We start from the raw sequence: 15,549 nt of genomic DNA on the forward strand, positions 1-15,549 counted from the left end.
ACGCCATAGGCAAAGAAAAAGGCCCCGAAGCGGGAGCCGCCGGAGCCTTCATCTGTATTCGTCGCTGTTTGCAGGTTTAGCTCTCCCAGACCCCATCGTCAAGTGACATCGCGGCTTCCCGCCACGGCCTCGCTTTGCCTCGCGCAAGGGAGACGCCATGACGGAAGAACATTCCCGCACGCCCTGGAGCGTGCGCGGACCGATCCTCGCGCCTGATGGCGGGAGTGACGGAGCGAGAGCCTATGGCCTGGAGGCTGCGCTCGTCGAGGCGCCGCACCCGGACTTCCTGGCGCGTGCGGCGATCTGGCGCGAGCATCGCGCCGGCTTGATCTCGCTTGCCGAGGCGCGGCGTCGCTCCAGCCTGATCGGCGCGGAGCCGGTGGCCCGCCAAGCCTCCTCGCGCCCCCAGGCGCCCGCTCTGCCGAAAGCGCCGCGCCCGCGCGCGCTTGCCCGCCACAAGCGCCCCGCGCCGCAGGAGAGCCGCCAATACGCGCAGTCCATGGCGACGACAGCCGCGCGCGACGATCGACTGACGCCCAATGCCAAGGCCTTCCTGCAGGTTCTTCGCGCGCGCTGCGGCAAGGGCCGCCAGACCACGATCACCAAGGGCACGGCCGCCAACATCATGGCGCGCTCGCCCCGCACCATCCGTCGCTATCTCGCCGACCTCGTGCGCTTCGGCTATATCGAGCTGCGCATCCGCGTGAACGGGCGGGGGCTGCATCTCGGCCTCACCGTCACGCTCACCGATCTCGTCACGCCCTTCTACGAGGACATGCGTCAGCTCGGCCGCTGGCTGGCGGAGGTGCCGGAGGCGGGCGCGCGTCGCTTCGCGGGGCTGTTCGATCCCGCTAGAGCTGGGGTGACATCGGCGACACCCAGAAACCAAGTTCCAATGAATCTTTCCTTGAAGAGCTGCGATCATCCGGTGATCGACGCGTTCAAGGGGCTCAAGAAGCTCTGGAGGGAAGGAAGGGCAAGCGCCGTGCCGGTTCTCTGAACTCCCCGCGTCCCTGTCGGGCGCTGCAAAGCCGAGCAGGCGTCCTCTTTCTCCGGAGAGAGCGCGGAGTCACGCCCTGTCGAAACAGGGTGCCAAGCTTCGATCGCTGGGCCTATGCTGACTGACGAGATCCAATACGTCGAGACGGGAGACAGGGCATGAGCGAGAAGACAGCGATCGTCACGGCCGGGGGCAGCGGCATGGGCGCGGCGGCGGCGCGGCGTCTGGCCGAGGACGGCTACAAGATCGCGATCCTCTCGTCCTCGGGCAAGGGCGAAGCGCTGGCGGAGGAACTCGGGGGCTTCGGCGTCACCGGCTCGAACCAGTCGGTGGACGATCTCCAGCGCCTCGTGGACGGGGTGATGGAGCGCTGGGGCCGGGTGGATGTTCTCGTCAACAGCGCCGGACACGGGCCGCGCGCGCCGATCACCGAGATCACGGACGAGGACTGGCACAAGGGGCTCGATGTCTATCTCCTGAACGTCGTGCGCCCGACCCGGCTCGTCGCGCCGATCATGCGGGCGCAGCAGAGCGGCGCGATCGTCAATGTCTCGACCGCCTGGGCCTTCGAGCCGAGCGCGCAGTTTCCGACCTCGGCCGTGTTCCGCGCGGGGCTTGCCGCCTACACGAAACTTTTCGCCGACGCTCACGCCGCCGAGGGCATTCGCATGAACAATGTCCTGCCCGGCTGGATCGACAGTCTGCCCGCGACCGAGGAGCGTCGGCAGGGCGTGCCCATGGGCCGCTATGGCCGGGCGGAGGAAGTCGCCGCGACGATCAGCTTCCTCGCCTCGGACGGCGCGGGCTACATCACCGGCCAGAACATCCGCGTCGATGGCGGCCTGATGCGGTCGGTCTGAGCGGATGCGCGCAGGCACACTTGCCGAGACGAAACCCCGAGCGCGACGCGCAAGGGTGGCCTTCGCCCTTCTGATCGCCGTCGCTCTGAGCGGTCTCCTGCCGATGTCGAAGGCGTTGGCCGATCCCGCCGGGGACGAGCGCTATCTCCAGCTGGAAGGCGCGGAGCGCGCCTATCGGGAGATGTCGGGTTTCGCCTCCATGCGATGGCCGGTCCTGGAGGTGGAGGACACGCCGGAGGGAGACGCCCTGCGCACGCGCGGGCAGGCTTTGGCGGACGAGGTGTTCTCGCCGGAGCGCGCGATGGCGGCGTTTCGCGCGGCTCTCGCGTCGTGGCCGGGCGAGGTGCCCGGGGACATCGCCGAGATCACCGGGCGAATGCGGGCGCTGGAAGCGCAGGATGCCGCGCGCGACCCCGCCGAACGGGTCGCCGATGCCGCCGCCGCAGAGGCGCGCTACGAGGCGCGGCCCGATCGTGCTCGCATCGACGCGGTGAGCGAGGCCATGGCGCGGCCGGACCTCGCGGGCGAATTGGCCGTGACGGGCCTGCGCGTCAAATGGATCTACGAGCCGCTTCTCGCCGGCAGCGACACGCAGTTGCGCGCCATGAGCGAGCAGGAGATCGAGGCGGGCATTGCGGACCTTCTCCAGCGCAGCCGCACGCTGGAAGGCTATGAGGGCGCGCCGCCGCTGCGACGGGAGCTCATGCGCGAGACGAGCCGCCAGGCGATCCGCTCCCTCCTGTCGCGGCTGCCGGAAGCCGATGTCGCGACGCTCGCGGCCTTCTATGCGAGCGACGTGGCCCGCGCCAAACGCGAGGCGCTGCTCGCGAGCTATCGGACGCGGAGCGACGAGGACGCGGCGCGCTTCATGCGCATCTTGATCGAGGAGGCGCGGGCGAAGGCGCCGTGACGCGGCGGCGGGGGCGGTCTTCGGACGGGCCGAGACGCTGGGGCCAAGTCTGCTTTTCCTGGTTTCGGGGAGTCCGATGTCGCTGCCGGGCGGAAGGGATGGTCCTGCGTCCTGCTCCTTGGCGCGAAACACCGAGCGTGGGCGATGATCGGAACCGAGGCCGGACATTCGCGACAGTCTTCGGGGCGGGCATGGCTCACCCGCAGCGGCGAGACCCGATCCATCGACGCCGCCGGTTCAAGGGACGCGGTTCGGACTGTGACTGTCGGCAGGGCGCAGAGCGAGGGTGTTGTCGAACCGAGCCCCAGGACGAAGAGCGGCGCTGCGCCCTGGCCGCTGGCTCCGGGGCAGATGGTCGGACACGCCGCGCCGCTCGCTGACGCTGTAGAAGGCGAAGCCGGGGAGGAAGCCGACGCCCGCAATCCACGCGTCCACCGGCTCACCACCCCGTCGCCTCAGCCAACGACGCCCAACACGACTCGGCCGACCGCTCTCAACCCACCGCCGTCCCGCCCTCGCGCAACCGCCGGATGATCGCCGAGAAATCCGCCTCGCCGCCGCCCGCGTCCACGAAAGCCTCGTAGATCGCATGGGCGTGCTGGCCGAGCGGGGTCGTGGCGCCGCTCGCCTGGGCGGCGTCGCGGGCGAGGCCGAGGTCCTTCAGCATGAGGCTTGCCGCAAAGCCCGGGCGGTAGTCGTTGTTGGCGGGCGAGGCGGGGACGGGGCCGGGAACCGGGCAATAGCTCGTCAGCGACCAGCATTGGCCGGACGAGGTCGAGGCGACGTCGAACAGCGCCTGGGCCGACAGGCCGAGCCGTTCGGCGAGAACGAAGGCCTCCGCCACCGCGATCATCGAAACGCCGAGGATCATGTTGTTGCAGATCTTGGCGGCCTGACCCGCGCCCGCCGCCCCGCAATGGACGATGCGCGCCCCCATCGCCTCGAGAAGCGGCCGGGCGCGGGCGAAGGCCTCCGGCTCGCCGCCCGCCATGAAGGTGAGCGTCCCGGCATCCGCCCCTTTGGTGCCGCCCGAGACGGGCGCGTCGAGCGAAGCGAAGCCCGCGTCCCGCGCGAGATCGTGCGCCGCACTGGCGCTCACCGTGTCGATCGTGGAGCAGTCGATCAGGAGCGTGCCGGGCTTGAGTTGCGGCAGCGCCTCCCGCCAGACCGAGAGAACATGCTTGCCGGCGGGCAGCATGGTCAGCATCACCTCGGCGTCCCGCAGCGCGTCCTCCAGCGAGCCGGCGACCGCGAGCCCGTCGGATTGCGCTTCCGCGCGCGCCGCGTCCGACAGGTCGAACGCGGTGACGGGATGGCCGGCGGCGTGGAGATTGCGCGCCATGGGGCGGCCCATGTGACCAAGGCCGATGAAGGCGACGCGGTGAGGGCTCATGGGAACTCCTTCGGGCTGAACGATATCAATGGGTTGGGCCGCTTTTCTCGAGCGGCGTCGGAAAGGGGAGGGGGCTTTTGCCCGCGCCGAGCCTGATCATCGAACAGAGGTTCGCCGGGCAGGCTCCAGCTCCTTGTTTCTCGCATTGTCCAAGTGCGAAAGCCGGCTCGGCCTTCGCTGGAAAGGCTCCAGAGGCCCCGTCAGCGCCAGGCGGCGCGGATCATCTCGGCGGCTTTTTCCGCGATCATCAGCGTCGGCGAATTGGTGTTGCCGGAAACGATGGCGGGCATGATCGAGGCGTCGGCGACGCGAAGGCGCTTCACGCCGCGCACCCGGAGTTCGGGATCGACCACGGAGCCCTCGTCCGCGCCCATGCGGCAGGTGCCGGCGGGGTGGAAGATCGTGGTGCCGATGGCGCCGGCGGCCTCGACCAGCGCGGCCTCGTCCTCGAAGCCCGGCCCCGGCTTGAACTCTTCCGGGCGATAGGGGGCGAGCGCGGGCTGCGCGACGATGCGGCGCGTCAGGCGGATCGCGTCGGCGGCGACGCGCCGGTCGGTCTCGGTCGAGAGATAGTTCGGCCGGATCGCCGGGGGGCCGCCCGGTTCCTTCCCGCGCAGATGCACGCTGCCCCGGCTTTCGGGCCGCAGGTTGCAGACGCTGGCGGTGAAGGCGGGGAAGGGATGCACCCCCTCGCCGAAGCGCTCGAGGCTCAGCGGCTGGACGTGATATTGCAGATTGGCCGTCTCGAAGGACGGGTCGGAGCGCGTGAAGACGCCGAGCTGGCTCGGCGCCATGGACATCGGCCCGGAACGCTTCAGCGCATATTCGAGCGCGATCGAGGCCTTGCCGACCAGCGAGCTTGCCCGCTCGTTGAGGGTGCGGATGCCGCTGACCTTATAGGCGCAGCGCAGTTGCAGATGGTCCTGCAGGTTCTCGCCGACCTCGCGCCGCTCCAGCACCACGGGCACGCCGGCCTCCGCCAGGATTTCGCCCCGCCCGACGCCGGAGAGTTCGAGGAGATGCGGCGAGCCGACCGCGCCCGCGGCGAGCACGACTTCGCGCCGACAGGCGACGTCCAGCGTCTCGCCCCCCGCTTCGAAACAGACGCCCCGCACTTCGCCCTCGGTGATCAGGAGGCGGCGGACATGCGCGCCGGTGACGATCGTGAGATTGGCGCGATGCCGGGCCGGGCGCAGAAACGCCTTCACCGCGTTCCAGCGCACGCCGCGCCGCTGGTTCACCTTGAAATAGGAGGAGCCCTCGTTGTCGCCCCGGTTGAAATCCTCGGTGCGCGGAATGCCGGCCTGTTCGGCGGCGGTGCGGAAGGCGTCGAGAATATCCCAATGGAGGCGCGCCGGCTCCACCCGCCATTCGCCGCCGACGCCGTGCATCTCGTCGGCCCCGGCGAAATAGTCTTCCGAGCGCTTGAAGAGCGGCAGAACGTCGTCCCAGCCCCAGCCGGTGCAGCCCATCTGCCGCCACAGATCGTAGTCGCGCGCCTGTCCGCGCATGTAGATCATGCCGTTGATCGAGGAGCAGCCGCCGAGCACCTTGCCGCGCGGATAGGCCAGACTCCGTCCGTTCAGGCCCGGCTCGGCCTCGGTCTGGAAGCACCAGTCGGTGCGCGGATTGCCGATGCAGAAGAGATAGCCGACGGGAATGTGGACCCAAGCGTAATTGTCCCGCCCGCCGGCTTCGAGAAGGAGGACGCTGGCGGAAGGGTCGGCCGAGAGGCGGTTGGCGAGGGCGCAGCCCGCCGTGCCGCCGCCGACGACGATATAGTCGAAGTCGCGTTCCATCGGATCACGCGCCGCCCGCGCCGAGCCGCCGCCCGAGACGCGAGGCCAGAAGCTCGCCGACAAGGCCGCGCCGGAACAGGAGAACGCAGACCATGAAGATGACGCCGGTGATGACCGTCACCGGAAAGGCCGAGGTCGCCAGACTGTTCTGGATCGCGACCACGAGGCCGGCGCCGACCACGGGGCCGAGCATGGTGCCGATGCCGCCCAGCAGCGTCATCAGGATGACCTCGCCGGACATCTGCCAGGTGACGTCGGTCAGCGTCGCGAACTGGAAGACGATGGCCTTCAGCCCGCCCGCGACGCCCGCCAGCGCCGCCGACATGACGAAGGCCGAGAGCTTGTAGGCCCCGACCGAATAGCCGAGCGAGATGGCGCGTTGCTCGTTCTCGCGGATCGAGCGCAGGATCGTGCCGAAGGGCGAATGAACGATGCGGTGGATGGCGAAGAGCGCCAGGAGGAAGGTGCCGAGCACGAAGAAATACATCGCCAGCGGCTGCGAGAGATCAATGATCCCGAAGAGATAGCCGCGCGGCACGCCCTGCAAGCCGTCCTCGCCACCGGTGAACGGGGCCTGGAGGCAGAAGAAGAACACCATCTGCGACAGCGCCAGCGTGATCATGGCGAAGTAGATGCCCTGCCGGCGGATCGCCAGCGCCCCGATGGCAAGGCCGAGCCCCGCCGCCGCCAGCGCGCCGAGAAGGACGCCGAGTTCGGGCGAGAGGCCCCATTCCTTGACGCTGTAGGCGGTCACATAGGCCGCGCCGCCGAAAAAGGCGGCATGGCCGAAGGACAGAAGGCCCGTATAGCCGAGAAGCAGGTTGAAGGCGGCGGCGAACAGGGCGAAGCACAGGATCTTCATCAGGAAGATCGGGTAGAAGAAGAAGGGCGCGGCGGCGAGAAGCGCGACGCCGAGGACGATCAGCGCGAGGCGCAGCGCACCGGCGCCGGAGCGCGCCTGCGTTTCGGAGGTCATGGACAGGCTCGTCATGCGACCCTCCCGAACAGTCCGGCCGGGCGGATCAGAAGAACCACGGCCATGATGACGAAGACGACGATGCTGGAGGCTTCCGGGTAGAAGACCTTGGTGAGACCCTCGCAGAGGCCGAGGAGATAGCCGGTGGCGATCGCCCCGCCGATCGAGCCCATGCCCCCGATCACCACCACGGCGAAGACGACGATGATGATGTTGCTGCCCATGAGCGGGCTCACCTGATAGATCGGCGCCGCCAGAATGCCGGCCAGGCCCGCCAGCGCCGCGCCGAACCCGTAGGTCAGCATCAGGAGCAGCGGCACGTTGATGCCGAAGGCGCGCACGAGCTGCGGGTTTTCGGTGGCGGCTCGAAGATAGGCGCCGAGCCGCGTGCGCTCGATCAAGGCCCAGGTCGACAGGCAGACGAGAAGCGAGGCGACGACGATGAAGCCGCGATAGTTCGGCAGGAACATGAAGCCGAGATTGGTGCCGCCGGCGAGCTGCGCGGGCGGGGCGTAGGGCTGGCCCGAGGCGCCGTACTGGTAGCGGAACAGGCCCTCGATCACGAGCGCGAGGCCGAAGGTGAAGAGAAGGCCGTAGAGCGGGTCGAGATCGTAGAGCCGGCGCAAGGCGACGCGCTCCACCACGATGCCCACCAGACCGACCGCGAGCGGCGCGAGGATCAGCGCCGGCCAGAAGCCGATGCCGGCCTTGGCCAGCAGCAGATAGCCGACGAACGCGCCGAGCATGTATTGCGCGCCATGGGCGAAGTTGATGATGCGCAGGAGGCCGAAGATCACGGCCAGCCCGAGGCTCAGCATGGCGTAGAAGGAGCCGTTGATGAGCCCCACCAGAAGCTGGCCGAGAAAGGCCTGGATGGGAACGCCGAAAATCATCGTCATGGCCGTCAGACCCCCAGCGTTTCGGTCATCTGCGCCATGCGGCGCGGCAGTTCCTCGACCGGGAACCCGTCGAGCACCCGCCCGTGATCCATCAGGTAGAAGCGGTCGGCGACCTTGGCCGCGAAGCGGAAATTCTGCTCCACGAGGAGCACGGTCATGCCACGCGCCTTCAGCATCTGGAGGATTTCGCCGATGCGCTGGACGATGACGGGCGCGAGCCCCTCGGTCGGCTCGTCGAGGAGGAGGAGCTTGACGCCCGAGCGCAGGATGCGAGCGATGGCGAGCATCTGCTGCTCGCCGCCCGACAGGCGCGTGCCGCCGCTCTGCCGCCGCTCCTTGAGATTGGGAAACAGCGTGTAGATTTCCTCGACGCTCATGCCGCCCGGCGCCACGATGGGCGGCAGGAGAAGGTTCTCCTCGACGGACAGTGTCGCGAAGATGCCGCGCTCTTCCGGCACGAAGCCGATGCCGAGGCCCGCGACGCGATGCAGCGGCACGGCGAGGAGATCGCGGCCGGCAAAGCGCAGCGTGCCCTCGCGCTTGGGCAGAAGGCCCATGATGGCGCGCAGCGTCGTGGTCTTGCCGACGCCGTTGCGCCCGAGCAGCGTGACGGTCTCGCCGGGGAAGATGTCGAGATCGACGCCGTGCAGCGCCTGGCTTTCGCCATACCAGCCCTTCAGGCCGCGCAGCGTCAGAAGCGGCTCCACGCCGGGCGCCTTCAAGGGCCGCGTGGACATGTCCGGGCGCTCAAGCATGGTCGGTCCCCATATAGGCCGTGCGCACCCGCTCGTCCGAGGACACGGTGCGATAGTCGCCCGCCGCCAGGATCTCGCCGCGCTGGAGCACGGTGACGCGGTCGCAGAGATCGGCCACGACCTTCAGATTGTGCTCCACCATCAGAACCGCGTGCCGACGGGCGACGTCGCGGATGATCGCGGCGATCACCTCGACATCCTCGTGCCCCATCCCGGCCATGGGCTCGTCGAGAAGCAGGACCTTGGGCTCCAGCGCCAGCGTGGTCGCGATCTCCAGCACGCGCTTGCGCCCGTAGGAAAGGCTGGCGGCCGGGCGGTCGCGCGCCTCGGCAAGGCCCACCGCCTCGATCAGCTCCATGGCGCGCCCGTCGAGCCGTTTCAGACTGTCCAGCGAGCGCCAGAACTGGACGGCGAGGCCATTCTGCCGCTGCAGGGCGACACGCACGTTTTCCAGAACCGTGAGATGGGGAAAGGTCGCCGAGATCTGGAAGGAGCGCACGAGCCCGAGCCGCGCCACTTTCGCGGGCGGCGTGCGGGTGATGTCCTCGCCGAGCAGCGTGATCTGCCCGGAGGTCGGCTGCAGGAACTTGGTGAGAAGGTTGAAGACCGTGGTCTTGCCGGCGCCGTTCGGCCCGATCAGCGCGTGGACCTCGGCATGGGCGATGTCGAGATCGACGTCGCGCACGGCGGTGAAACCGCCGAAATCGCGCCGCAGGCCCCGGCAGGCGAGAACCGTGTCGCCTTTCGCGGGCGACCCGGCAGGGCTGGAGGAGAGGGGGCCGCCCGCGGTCAGCGGGCGGGGCGCGGCCTGTCTTGGCTCAGCGGCGCTCATCGCGGGCGACCCGGCGCTCAAGGCTTGACCAGCGGGCAGTTGCTCTTGGCCGGGTCCATATAGGCCGTGTCGCCCGGCACGGTCGCCAGAACCTTGAAATAGTCCCAGGGCTTGGTGCTCTCGGAAGGCTTCTTCACCTCCAGAAGATACATGTCGTAGATCATGCGCCCGTTGGCGGCGACCTTGCCGCCCCGGCCGAACACGTCATCCACGGGCATCTCGTGCAGCGCCGCCGAAACGGGCTCGGTCGCGTCGGTCTTGGCCTTGTCCACGGCCTTCAGATACTGGAGCACGGCCGAATAGGTGCCGGCCTGGATCATGTTGGGCATGCGCTGCGTGCGCTCGAAGAACTTCTGGGAGAAGGCGCGCGATTCGTCGTCGCGGTCCCAGTAGAAGCCTTCCGTCAGCGTCAGGCCCTGCGCCGCTTCCAGCCCGAGCCCGTGGACCTCGGCCAGCGTGAAGAGAAGCGCGGCGAGGCGCTGGCCGCCGGCCACGATGCCGAACTCGGCCGCCTGCTTCACCGCGTTCGCCGTGTCGAGGCCGGCATTGGCGAGGCCGATCACCTTGGCGCCGGAGGACTGCGCCTGGAGGAGGAAGGAGGAATAGTCGGTGTTGGACAGGGGATGGCGCACCGAGCCGAGCACCTTGCCGCCGCTGGCCTTCACGAAATTCGAGGTCTGCTCCTCCAGCGAATAGCCGAAGGCGTAGTCGGCGGTGAGGAAGAACCACGAGTCGCCGCCCTGTTTCACCAGCGCGCCGCCGGTGCCGACCGCGAGCGCGTGCGTGTCATAGGCCCAGTGGAAGCCGTAGGGGCTGCAGGCCTTGCCGGTGAGATCGGAGGTCGCCGCGCCGGTGACGATGTCGATCTTCTTCTTCTCCTTGGACAGGCCCTGCACGGCCAGCGCGACGGAGGAGGTGGTCAGCTCCATGATCGCGTCCACCTTTTCGGTGTCGTACCATTGGCGCGCGATGTTGGAGGCGATGTCGGGCTTGTTCTGATGGTCGGCGGTGATGACCTCGATCTTCTTGCCGAGCACCGTGCCGCCGAAATCCTCGACGGCCATCTTGGCGGCCTCGAAGCTCCAGCGCCCGCCGAAATCGGCATAGACGCCCGACTGGTCGTTCAGAATGCCGATCTTGACGATGTCGTCGGAGACCTCCTGCGCCCGCGCGGGCAGGGCGCTCGCCGCCGCCAGAAGCGCGGCGCAGGAGCCCGCCAGAACGCTCGTCTTGAACTTGCCGGAAACCGTCATCGTCCCTCCCTTTCGTCGGATCGCCCGATCGCATGGTCTCGAAAAGGGGAAGAAGCACCGGCGCGACGGGGCAGCCCGCCCGCGCGGCGCGCGGGGGCGATGGCGGCTTTCGCCCTCCGGCCCGGATCGTCCTCCCCGCCCTTGCGCCCGTCTTGCCGCGCGCGTCAAAGGCCGTCCCGCTCCTCACCCTCCCAGGCGGCGGCGGGAATGGGGGAAGGCTAACACCAGATTTCCTGCTCAAGAATGGTCATTTTCGTGCAGCCATTGTACGAAAATGCAAAGGGAGGAACTGTCAGCCATGCGGTTCGACTGGGACGATCTGCGCTATTTCCTGGCGGTCGCGCGCACCGGCCAATTGTCCGCCGCCGCCCGCCGGCTGCGCAGCAATCACGTCACCGTGTCGCGCCGCATCGACCGCCTTGAACAGTCGCTCTCCATGCGCCTCTTCGAGCGCTCGCCGCGCGGCTACACGCTGACGGTGCTGGGCGAGCGGCTCGTGTCGCATGCCGAGCGCATGGAAGGCGAGGTGGAGCGCTTCGGCGAGGCGCTGCCCGATCCGGCCGAATGGGCGCGGGGCGTGGCGCGCCTGTCGACGCCGGAGGGCTTCGGGAATTTCTTCCTGGCCGAGCGCCTGCCGGGTTTCGCGCGCGCCCATCCCGGCCTTCTCGTGGAATTCGTGACGATCCAGCAGATCGTTTCCCTGTCGCGGCGCGAGGCGGACCTGTCGGTGACGCTGAGCGCACCAAGCGCCGGCCCCTATCGCAGCGAGCCGGTCGCGACCTATCGCCTGTTTCTCTACGCTTCGCGCGACTATCTCGCCCGGCACGGGCCGATCCGCTCGCGCGCCGACATCGCCGCCCATCCGCTGGTCGGCTATGTCGAGGACATGATCTTCACGCCCGGCCTCGACTATCTCCCGGAAATCCTGCCGGGGATGCGGGCGGGCTACCAGAGCTCCAGCATCCAGGCGCAGCTCGGCGCGGTTCTGGCGGGCTTCGGCGTCGGCATCCTCCCCTTCTTCCTCGCCTCGCGCCATGCCGATCTCGTGCCGCTCTTCCCCGAGGCCGCGCATCTGGAGCGTACCTACTGGATGAGCATCCACGAAGACCTCGCGCCCGCCCCGCGCCTCCGGCTCCTGGCCGATTTCATCCGCCGCGAGGCCGAGAGTTTCGGGCCGATGTTTCGAGGCGAGCCGCTGCTCGGACGGGGCTGAAGGGCGCACGGCGGCTCGGCCGCGAGACCGCCGCGCGTCTTGCGATGTGATAGCATTCGCCTTAGCTTGATGGCATCGCCATCCGAGTGTCCGAGCCGCCATCATGCCCGCCGTCACCATCCGCAACCTGTCCCAGGAAACCCATCGCGCGCTGAAGGTGCGGGCGGCCCGGCACGGGCGCAGCGCCGAGGCCGAGATGCGCGACATTCTGGAGCGCGCCGTGCGGCCGCCCGAGCGCCCGCGCCTCGGCACGCTCCTCTCCGATCTCGGCCGCCGCGCCGGGCTTTCCAATGCCGATTTCGAGGCGCTTGAAGAAGCGCGAGCGCGCGCGCCCGCCGAGCCGCATTCCTTCGGTTGACACTCCCGCATGATCCTTCTCGACACGAATGTCGTCAGCGAGGCGATGAAGCCCGAGCCGGACCGAGCCCTTCTCGCCTGGCTCGACGCGCAGGCGGCCGAGACCCTCTTTCTGTCCAGCGTGACGGTGGCCGATCTTCGCTTCGGCGTCGCCGCGCTCCCCGCCGGGCGGCGGCGGGACGGGCTCGGCCAGGCGGTGGAGGGGCTTCTCGCCCTGTTCGAAGGGCGCACGCTCGCCTTCGACGCGGCCGCCGCGCGCCGCCATGGCGACCTCGCCATGGCGGCGCGCCGGGCAGGCCGGGGCTTTCCAACGCCGGACGGCTATATCGCGGCGATCGCCGCCGCCGCCGGCTTCGCCGTCGCGACACGCGACCGCAGCGCCTTCGAGGCGGCAGGGCTCACCGTGATCGACCCCTGGGCTTATCACGGCTGACGGCGGACCCGGCGCTCAAAGCTCCAGAACCATGTCCCAGCGCTCGAGCCCCGGCCCGTATCCGTCCGGCGTGACGCTCACCACCTGAAATCCGAACCGCGCGTAGAAGCCCTGCGTGTGCTGGCTCGTGTCGAGCCGGACGCGACGAAGCCCCGGCGTCGCGCGGGCCGCCGCGAGCCGCGCCTCGGTCAGTCTGGCGCCGAGGCCTTGGCCCTGTAGAGCGCGATCCACCATGCCCCAGCACAGATGCGCTTCCTCGCCGGTCTCGATCAGGAAACCGCCGCAGGCGACGATGCGATTGTCGCGCAGGAGCACCCGATAGGGCGAGACGAGCGCGGTGCCGCCGAGAAACCGCTCGAAGTCGCCGCGCTCGCCGGGCGCGAAGAAGCGCGGCACATTGCCGTCGAACAGCGCGAGACAGGCGTCCCGATCGGCGAGCGCATAGGCGCGCGCGAGGATGGGGGCGGAGAAGGGCGAGGACATCGGCCGGACATGCCATGCCGCGCACTTGCCGGCAACCGGAGGCGCAGCCAGGGGGCCGACCCGGTCCGCCCGGGTGTCATAGGTCGTTCGGTTCGAAACACCCGGCGAAATCGCCCTATGCCGGTCAGTGCTCATTCGAGCGTGACGAGGGCCTGGCTTTGTCGATGCGGCGCTCGCCACGAGGCGTCGGAAGCGCATGTCCCCGCCGTGCGAACGAGGTCACGATCCGTCAGGGAGCCTCGCGTTAGTCCCCATTGCGGCGGATACCAACGGGCTTCCAGTATTGCGGGTTTTGAACGAAATATTTGAAAAGCGTAGGAGGTGAAGCGAACTTTGCGTCGAGCTTCGGGAAGTCGGCGCTGCTCTCCAGCAAGTTCAGTTGATATGCGAGGAGACACATTTCCGGGCACGTCACGTTGCTGGGAGCGAGGTCGGGCCGGCTTCGATACTTCAACAACCGGCCCTGAGCGCCCTTGCCGAAATTGCAAGGCCCGAACAGAAGACCGAGGCCTCTTTTCGTGATGCCGCCAGCACCAAAGCTCGAATAGCCGACCTTGCTGTAGAGGCTCCAGCTTTCTGCCAATTTCGCGGCGCTCAATGCCACGTCGGGGTCGTGAAACCTGAAGACGATACTGGTGTTATCGTCCATGATCATATCGATATACCGAATGCCGCCGCCCGCGCCCCCCTTCTTGTCGAGTACGGCGTCCAGTTTGCAGTAGACGTTCGATGCCACCATGTTCACATGGCCGATCATCACGTTTTCTTTGTAATGAAAGAAGATGTCTCCAGCTTTGCGGTCTTCGTACTTGTAATCCGGCAATCCAGCGGGGAGGATGGTCTGCGAAGCCTGCCCAAGCATCTCCTTGTTGGGCGTCGTCTTGTCGTAGACGGGGACCAGAATCTTGTTGAGGCCCATGGCAGGTCATCCTGTTCGTTCCGCGCGTCATCTGCCGACGACGATGAAGTAAGAACTGTCGAGACAATTCGGCAGACTTTATGGAAAGGCCTAAGTCACCGCCGATCGGAGTTCAAAAAGAATCGGACGAACGAAACGGAACGTCGCATGTTTGGGATGTTTCGTTGCCGAATGGACCGGGGTCGCCGCCCCGCCCGCCGTCGCGGCGAAGGCGTCGCCGGCAGAGCCTTGCTGGCCTGGCTCCTTCGAACGGCTCAACTCGCCCGGCGCAGCCTATCGGCGTCCGCGTCGTAGACCCGGCCGAAGCGGTTGGCGAGGAATTCGGCAAGGGCGATCTCCTCCTGGCGCACAAAGCCGCTCGTGCGGATGCGCCCCTCCGCCAGGAGGTCGAGCACGGTCGCGATGCCCGCTGCCGTGGTGATCTGGATGGCGCTCATGCGCCGGCCCGCCACGATTCCGGCATAGACCTTGCTCGCATGGGTTTCCTGCAGATAGCGCCCCTCGCGCCAGCCGCAGACCGTGACGAAGATCACCACGACGTCCTGCATCGTCGCCGGCAGGGCGTGTTCCAGAAGGTCCTTCAACACGTCGCGCCGGTTGCGCAGGTCGAGATCGTTGAGAAGCGCCTTCACGATGGCCTGATGGCCGGGATAGCGGATCGTCCGGTAGTTCAGCGTCCGCACCCGGCCTTCCAGCGTGCGGGCGAGCGTGCCGAGGCCGCCCGACGTGTTGAAGGCCTCGTAGGCGACGCCGTCGAGCGAGAATTCCTCGCGCTCCTCGAGGGCCGGCACCGACACGAGCCGGCCTTCCACCACCGCCTCGCAGGGCTCGATATATTCGTTGATGAGCCCGTCCGTGCTCCAGGTCAGATTGTAGTTCAAGGCGTTGGACGGATATTGCGGCAGCGCGCCGACGCGCATGCGCACGCTGTCGAACGTGTCGAAGCGCTCGGTGAGATCGTGGGCGACGATCGAGATGAAGCCCGGCGCGAGGCCGCATTGCGGAATGAAGGCGGTGTCGGCGCCTTCCGCCAGCGCCTCGACCTGCCGCGTCGTGGCGACATCCTCGGTGAGGTCGAGATAATGGACGCCCGCCGCCCGCGCGGCCTTCGCGATCCGCCCCGTCCCGTGGAAGGGCGCGGCCGAGAGAACGGCGAAGCGCCCCTCGAGCGCCGCTTGCAGGGCCGCCTCGTCGGCAATGTCGAGCAGCAGCGCCGAGACGGAGGGATGGGGCGCGAGCTCCGCCAGTTGCTCGGCGCGGCGGTCGGCCACCGTCACGCGGTAGCTGCCGCTGTCGGCCAGCAGGAGGGCGATGGCTCCGCCGATCTTGCCGGCCCCGATGATCACGACGTCCTTCATGCTCGTCTCTCCGCGCTCGCTTGCATGAGGCGAGGATAAGGCGGGGCTTGCCGGATGGAAGCGGGGATTTGCGCGGATCGTACGGCGTGATTAGACAATACGACGAATG

General features: G+C 68.2%; 16 protein-coding genes. 6 read left to right on the top strand and 10 right to left on the bottom strand.

Annotated features, from left to right (window positions below; genetic code table 11):
• Nucleotides 1-157: 157 nt before the first annotated feature.
• The 3 genes from B146_RS0116085 to B146_RS0116095 all read left to right on the top strand — a co-directional run bounded on the left by B146_RS0116085 (nucleotide 158) and on the right by B146_RS0116095 (nucleotide 2,770).
• The gene (locus tag B146_RS0116085) at nucleotides 158-1,000 is read left to right on the top strand and encodes a helix-turn-helix domain-containing protein (protein ID WP_019997493.1); all 843 of its coding nucleotides are present in this window, start codon (nucleotides 158-160) and stop codon (nucleotides 998-1,000) included.
• A 158-nt stretch (nucleotides 1,001-1,158) separates the two neighbouring features.
• A complete protein-coding gene (locus B146_RS0116090; RefSeq protein WP_019997494.1) occupies nucleotides 1,159-1,860 on the top strand; it encodes an SDR family oxidoreductase in 702 nt (233 codons plus the stop codon).
• A 55-nt stretch (nucleotides 1,861-1,915) separates the two neighbouring features.
• Entirely contained in the window at nucleotides 1,916-2,770 is an 855-nt protein-coding gene (locus B146_RS0116095; RefSeq protein WP_019997495.1) for a hypothetical protein, read from the top strand.
• A 493-nt stretch (nucleotides 2,771-3,263) separates the two neighbouring features.
• Here the strand turns inward: B146_RS0116095 and mmsB are convergent, their stop codons facing one another.
• From mmsB to B146_RS0116130, 7 genes are all read right to left on the bottom strand, one after another.
• Nucleotides 3,264-4,163, bottom strand: coding sequence for a 3-hydroxyisobutyrate dehydrogenase (gene mmsB / locus B146_RS0116100; protein WP_019997496.1), 900 nt, complete (start codon nucleotides 4,161-4,163; stop codon nucleotides 3,264-3,266).
• A 200-nt stretch (nucleotides 4,164-4,363) separates the two neighbouring features.
• Entirely contained in the window at nucleotides 4,364-5,962 is a 1,599-nt protein-coding gene (locus B146_RS0116105) for a GMC family oxidoreductase (protein ID WP_026358658.1), read from the bottom strand.
• A 4-nt stretch (nucleotides 5,963-5,966) separates the two neighbouring features.
• Entirely contained in the window at nucleotides 5,967-6,938 is a 972-nt protein-coding gene (locus B146_RS0116110) for a branched-chain amino acid ABC transporter permease (RefSeq protein ID WP_407638559.1), read from the bottom strand.
• Nucleotides 6,939-6,949: 11 nt separating this feature from the next.
• On the bottom strand, nucleotides 6,950-7,837 hold the full coding sequence (locus tag B146_RS0116115) for a branched-chain amino acid ABC transporter permease (RefSeq protein WP_019997499.1): 888 nt from the start codon (nucleotides 7,835-7,837) through the stop codon (nucleotides 6,950-6,952).
• Nucleotides 7,838-7,842: 5 nt separating this feature from the next.
• Nucleotides 7,843-8,592, bottom strand: coding sequence for an ABC transporter ATP-binding protein (locus tag B146_RS0116120; RefSeq protein WP_019997500.1), 750 nt, complete (start codon nucleotides 8,590-8,592; stop codon nucleotides 7,843-7,845).
• Nucleotides 8,585-9,424, bottom strand: coding sequence for an ABC transporter ATP-binding protein (locus B146_RS0116125; RefSeq protein ID WP_019997501.1), 840 nt, complete (start codon nucleotides 9,422-9,424; stop codon nucleotides 8,585-8,587). The genes B146_RS0116120 and B146_RS0116125 overlap by 8 nt, the downstream gene beginning before the upstream one ends.
• Nucleotides 9,425-9,441: 17 nt before the next feature.
• A complete protein-coding gene (locus tag B146_RS0116130; protein WP_019997502.1) occupies nucleotides 9,442-10,677 on the bottom strand; it encodes an ABC transporter substrate-binding protein in 1,236 nt (411 codons plus the stop codon).
• A gap of 298 nt (nucleotides 10,678-10,975) precedes the next feature.
• Here B146_RS0116130 and B146_RS0116135 point away from each other — a divergent pair, with 298 nt between their 5' ends.
• The 3 genes from B146_RS0116135 (at nucleotide 10,976) to B146_RS0116145 (ending at nucleotide 12,680) form a co-directional block, all read left to right on the top strand.
• Entirely contained in the window at nucleotides 10,976-11,890 is a 915-nt protein-coding gene (locus B146_RS0116135; RefSeq protein ID WP_019997503.1) for a LysR family transcriptional regulator, read from the top strand.
• A 103-nt stretch (nucleotides 11,891-11,993) separates the two neighbouring features.
• On the top strand, nucleotides 11,994-12,248 hold the full coding sequence (locus B146_RS0116140; protein WP_019997504.1) for a FitA-like ribbon-helix-helix domain-containing protein: 255 nt from the start codon (nucleotides 11,994-11,996) through the stop codon (nucleotides 12,246-12,248).
• Nucleotides 12,249-12,257: 9 nt separating this feature from the next.
• A complete protein-coding gene (locus tag B146_RS0116145; RefSeq protein WP_019997505.1) occupies nucleotides 12,258-12,680 on the top strand; it encodes a type II toxin-antitoxin system VapC family toxin in 423 nt (140 codons plus the stop codon).
• Nucleotides 12,681-12,695: 15 nt separating this feature from the next.
• Here the strand turns inward: B146_RS0116145 and B146_RS0116150 are convergent, their stop codons facing one another.
• The 3 genes from B146_RS0116150 to B146_RS0116160 all read right to left on the bottom strand — a co-directional run bounded on the left by B146_RS0116150 (nucleotide 12,696) and on the right by B146_RS0116160 (nucleotide 15,440).
• A complete protein-coding gene (locus B146_RS0116150) occupies nucleotides 12,696-13,163 on the bottom strand; it encodes a GNAT family N-acetyltransferase (protein WP_019997506.1) in 468 nt (155 codons plus the stop codon).
• Nucleotides 13,164-13,407: 244 nt separating this feature from the next.
• Complete coding sequence (locus B146_RS0116155) at nucleotides 13,408-14,082, bottom strand: hypothetical protein (protein ID WP_019997507.1); 675 nt, start codon at nucleotides 14,080-14,082, stop codon at nucleotides 13,408-13,410.
• 254 nt (nucleotides 14,083-14,336) lie between these two features.
• Nucleotides 14,337-15,440: a saccharopine dehydrogenase family protein gene (locus B146_RS0116160; RefSeq protein ID WP_019997508.1), complete on the bottom strand. Its 1,104-nt coding sequence runs from the start codon at nucleotides 15,438-15,440 to the stop codon at nucleotides 14,337-14,339.
• Nucleotides 15,441-15,549 lie beyond the last annotated feature (109 nt).

The sequence above is a fragment of the Aureimonas ureilytica DSM 18598 = NBRC 106430 genome (assembly GCF_000382705.1).
Taxonomy (GTDB): Bacteria; Pseudomonadota; Alphaproteobacteria; order Rhizobiales; family Rhizobiaceae; genus Aureimonas; species Aureimonas ureilytica.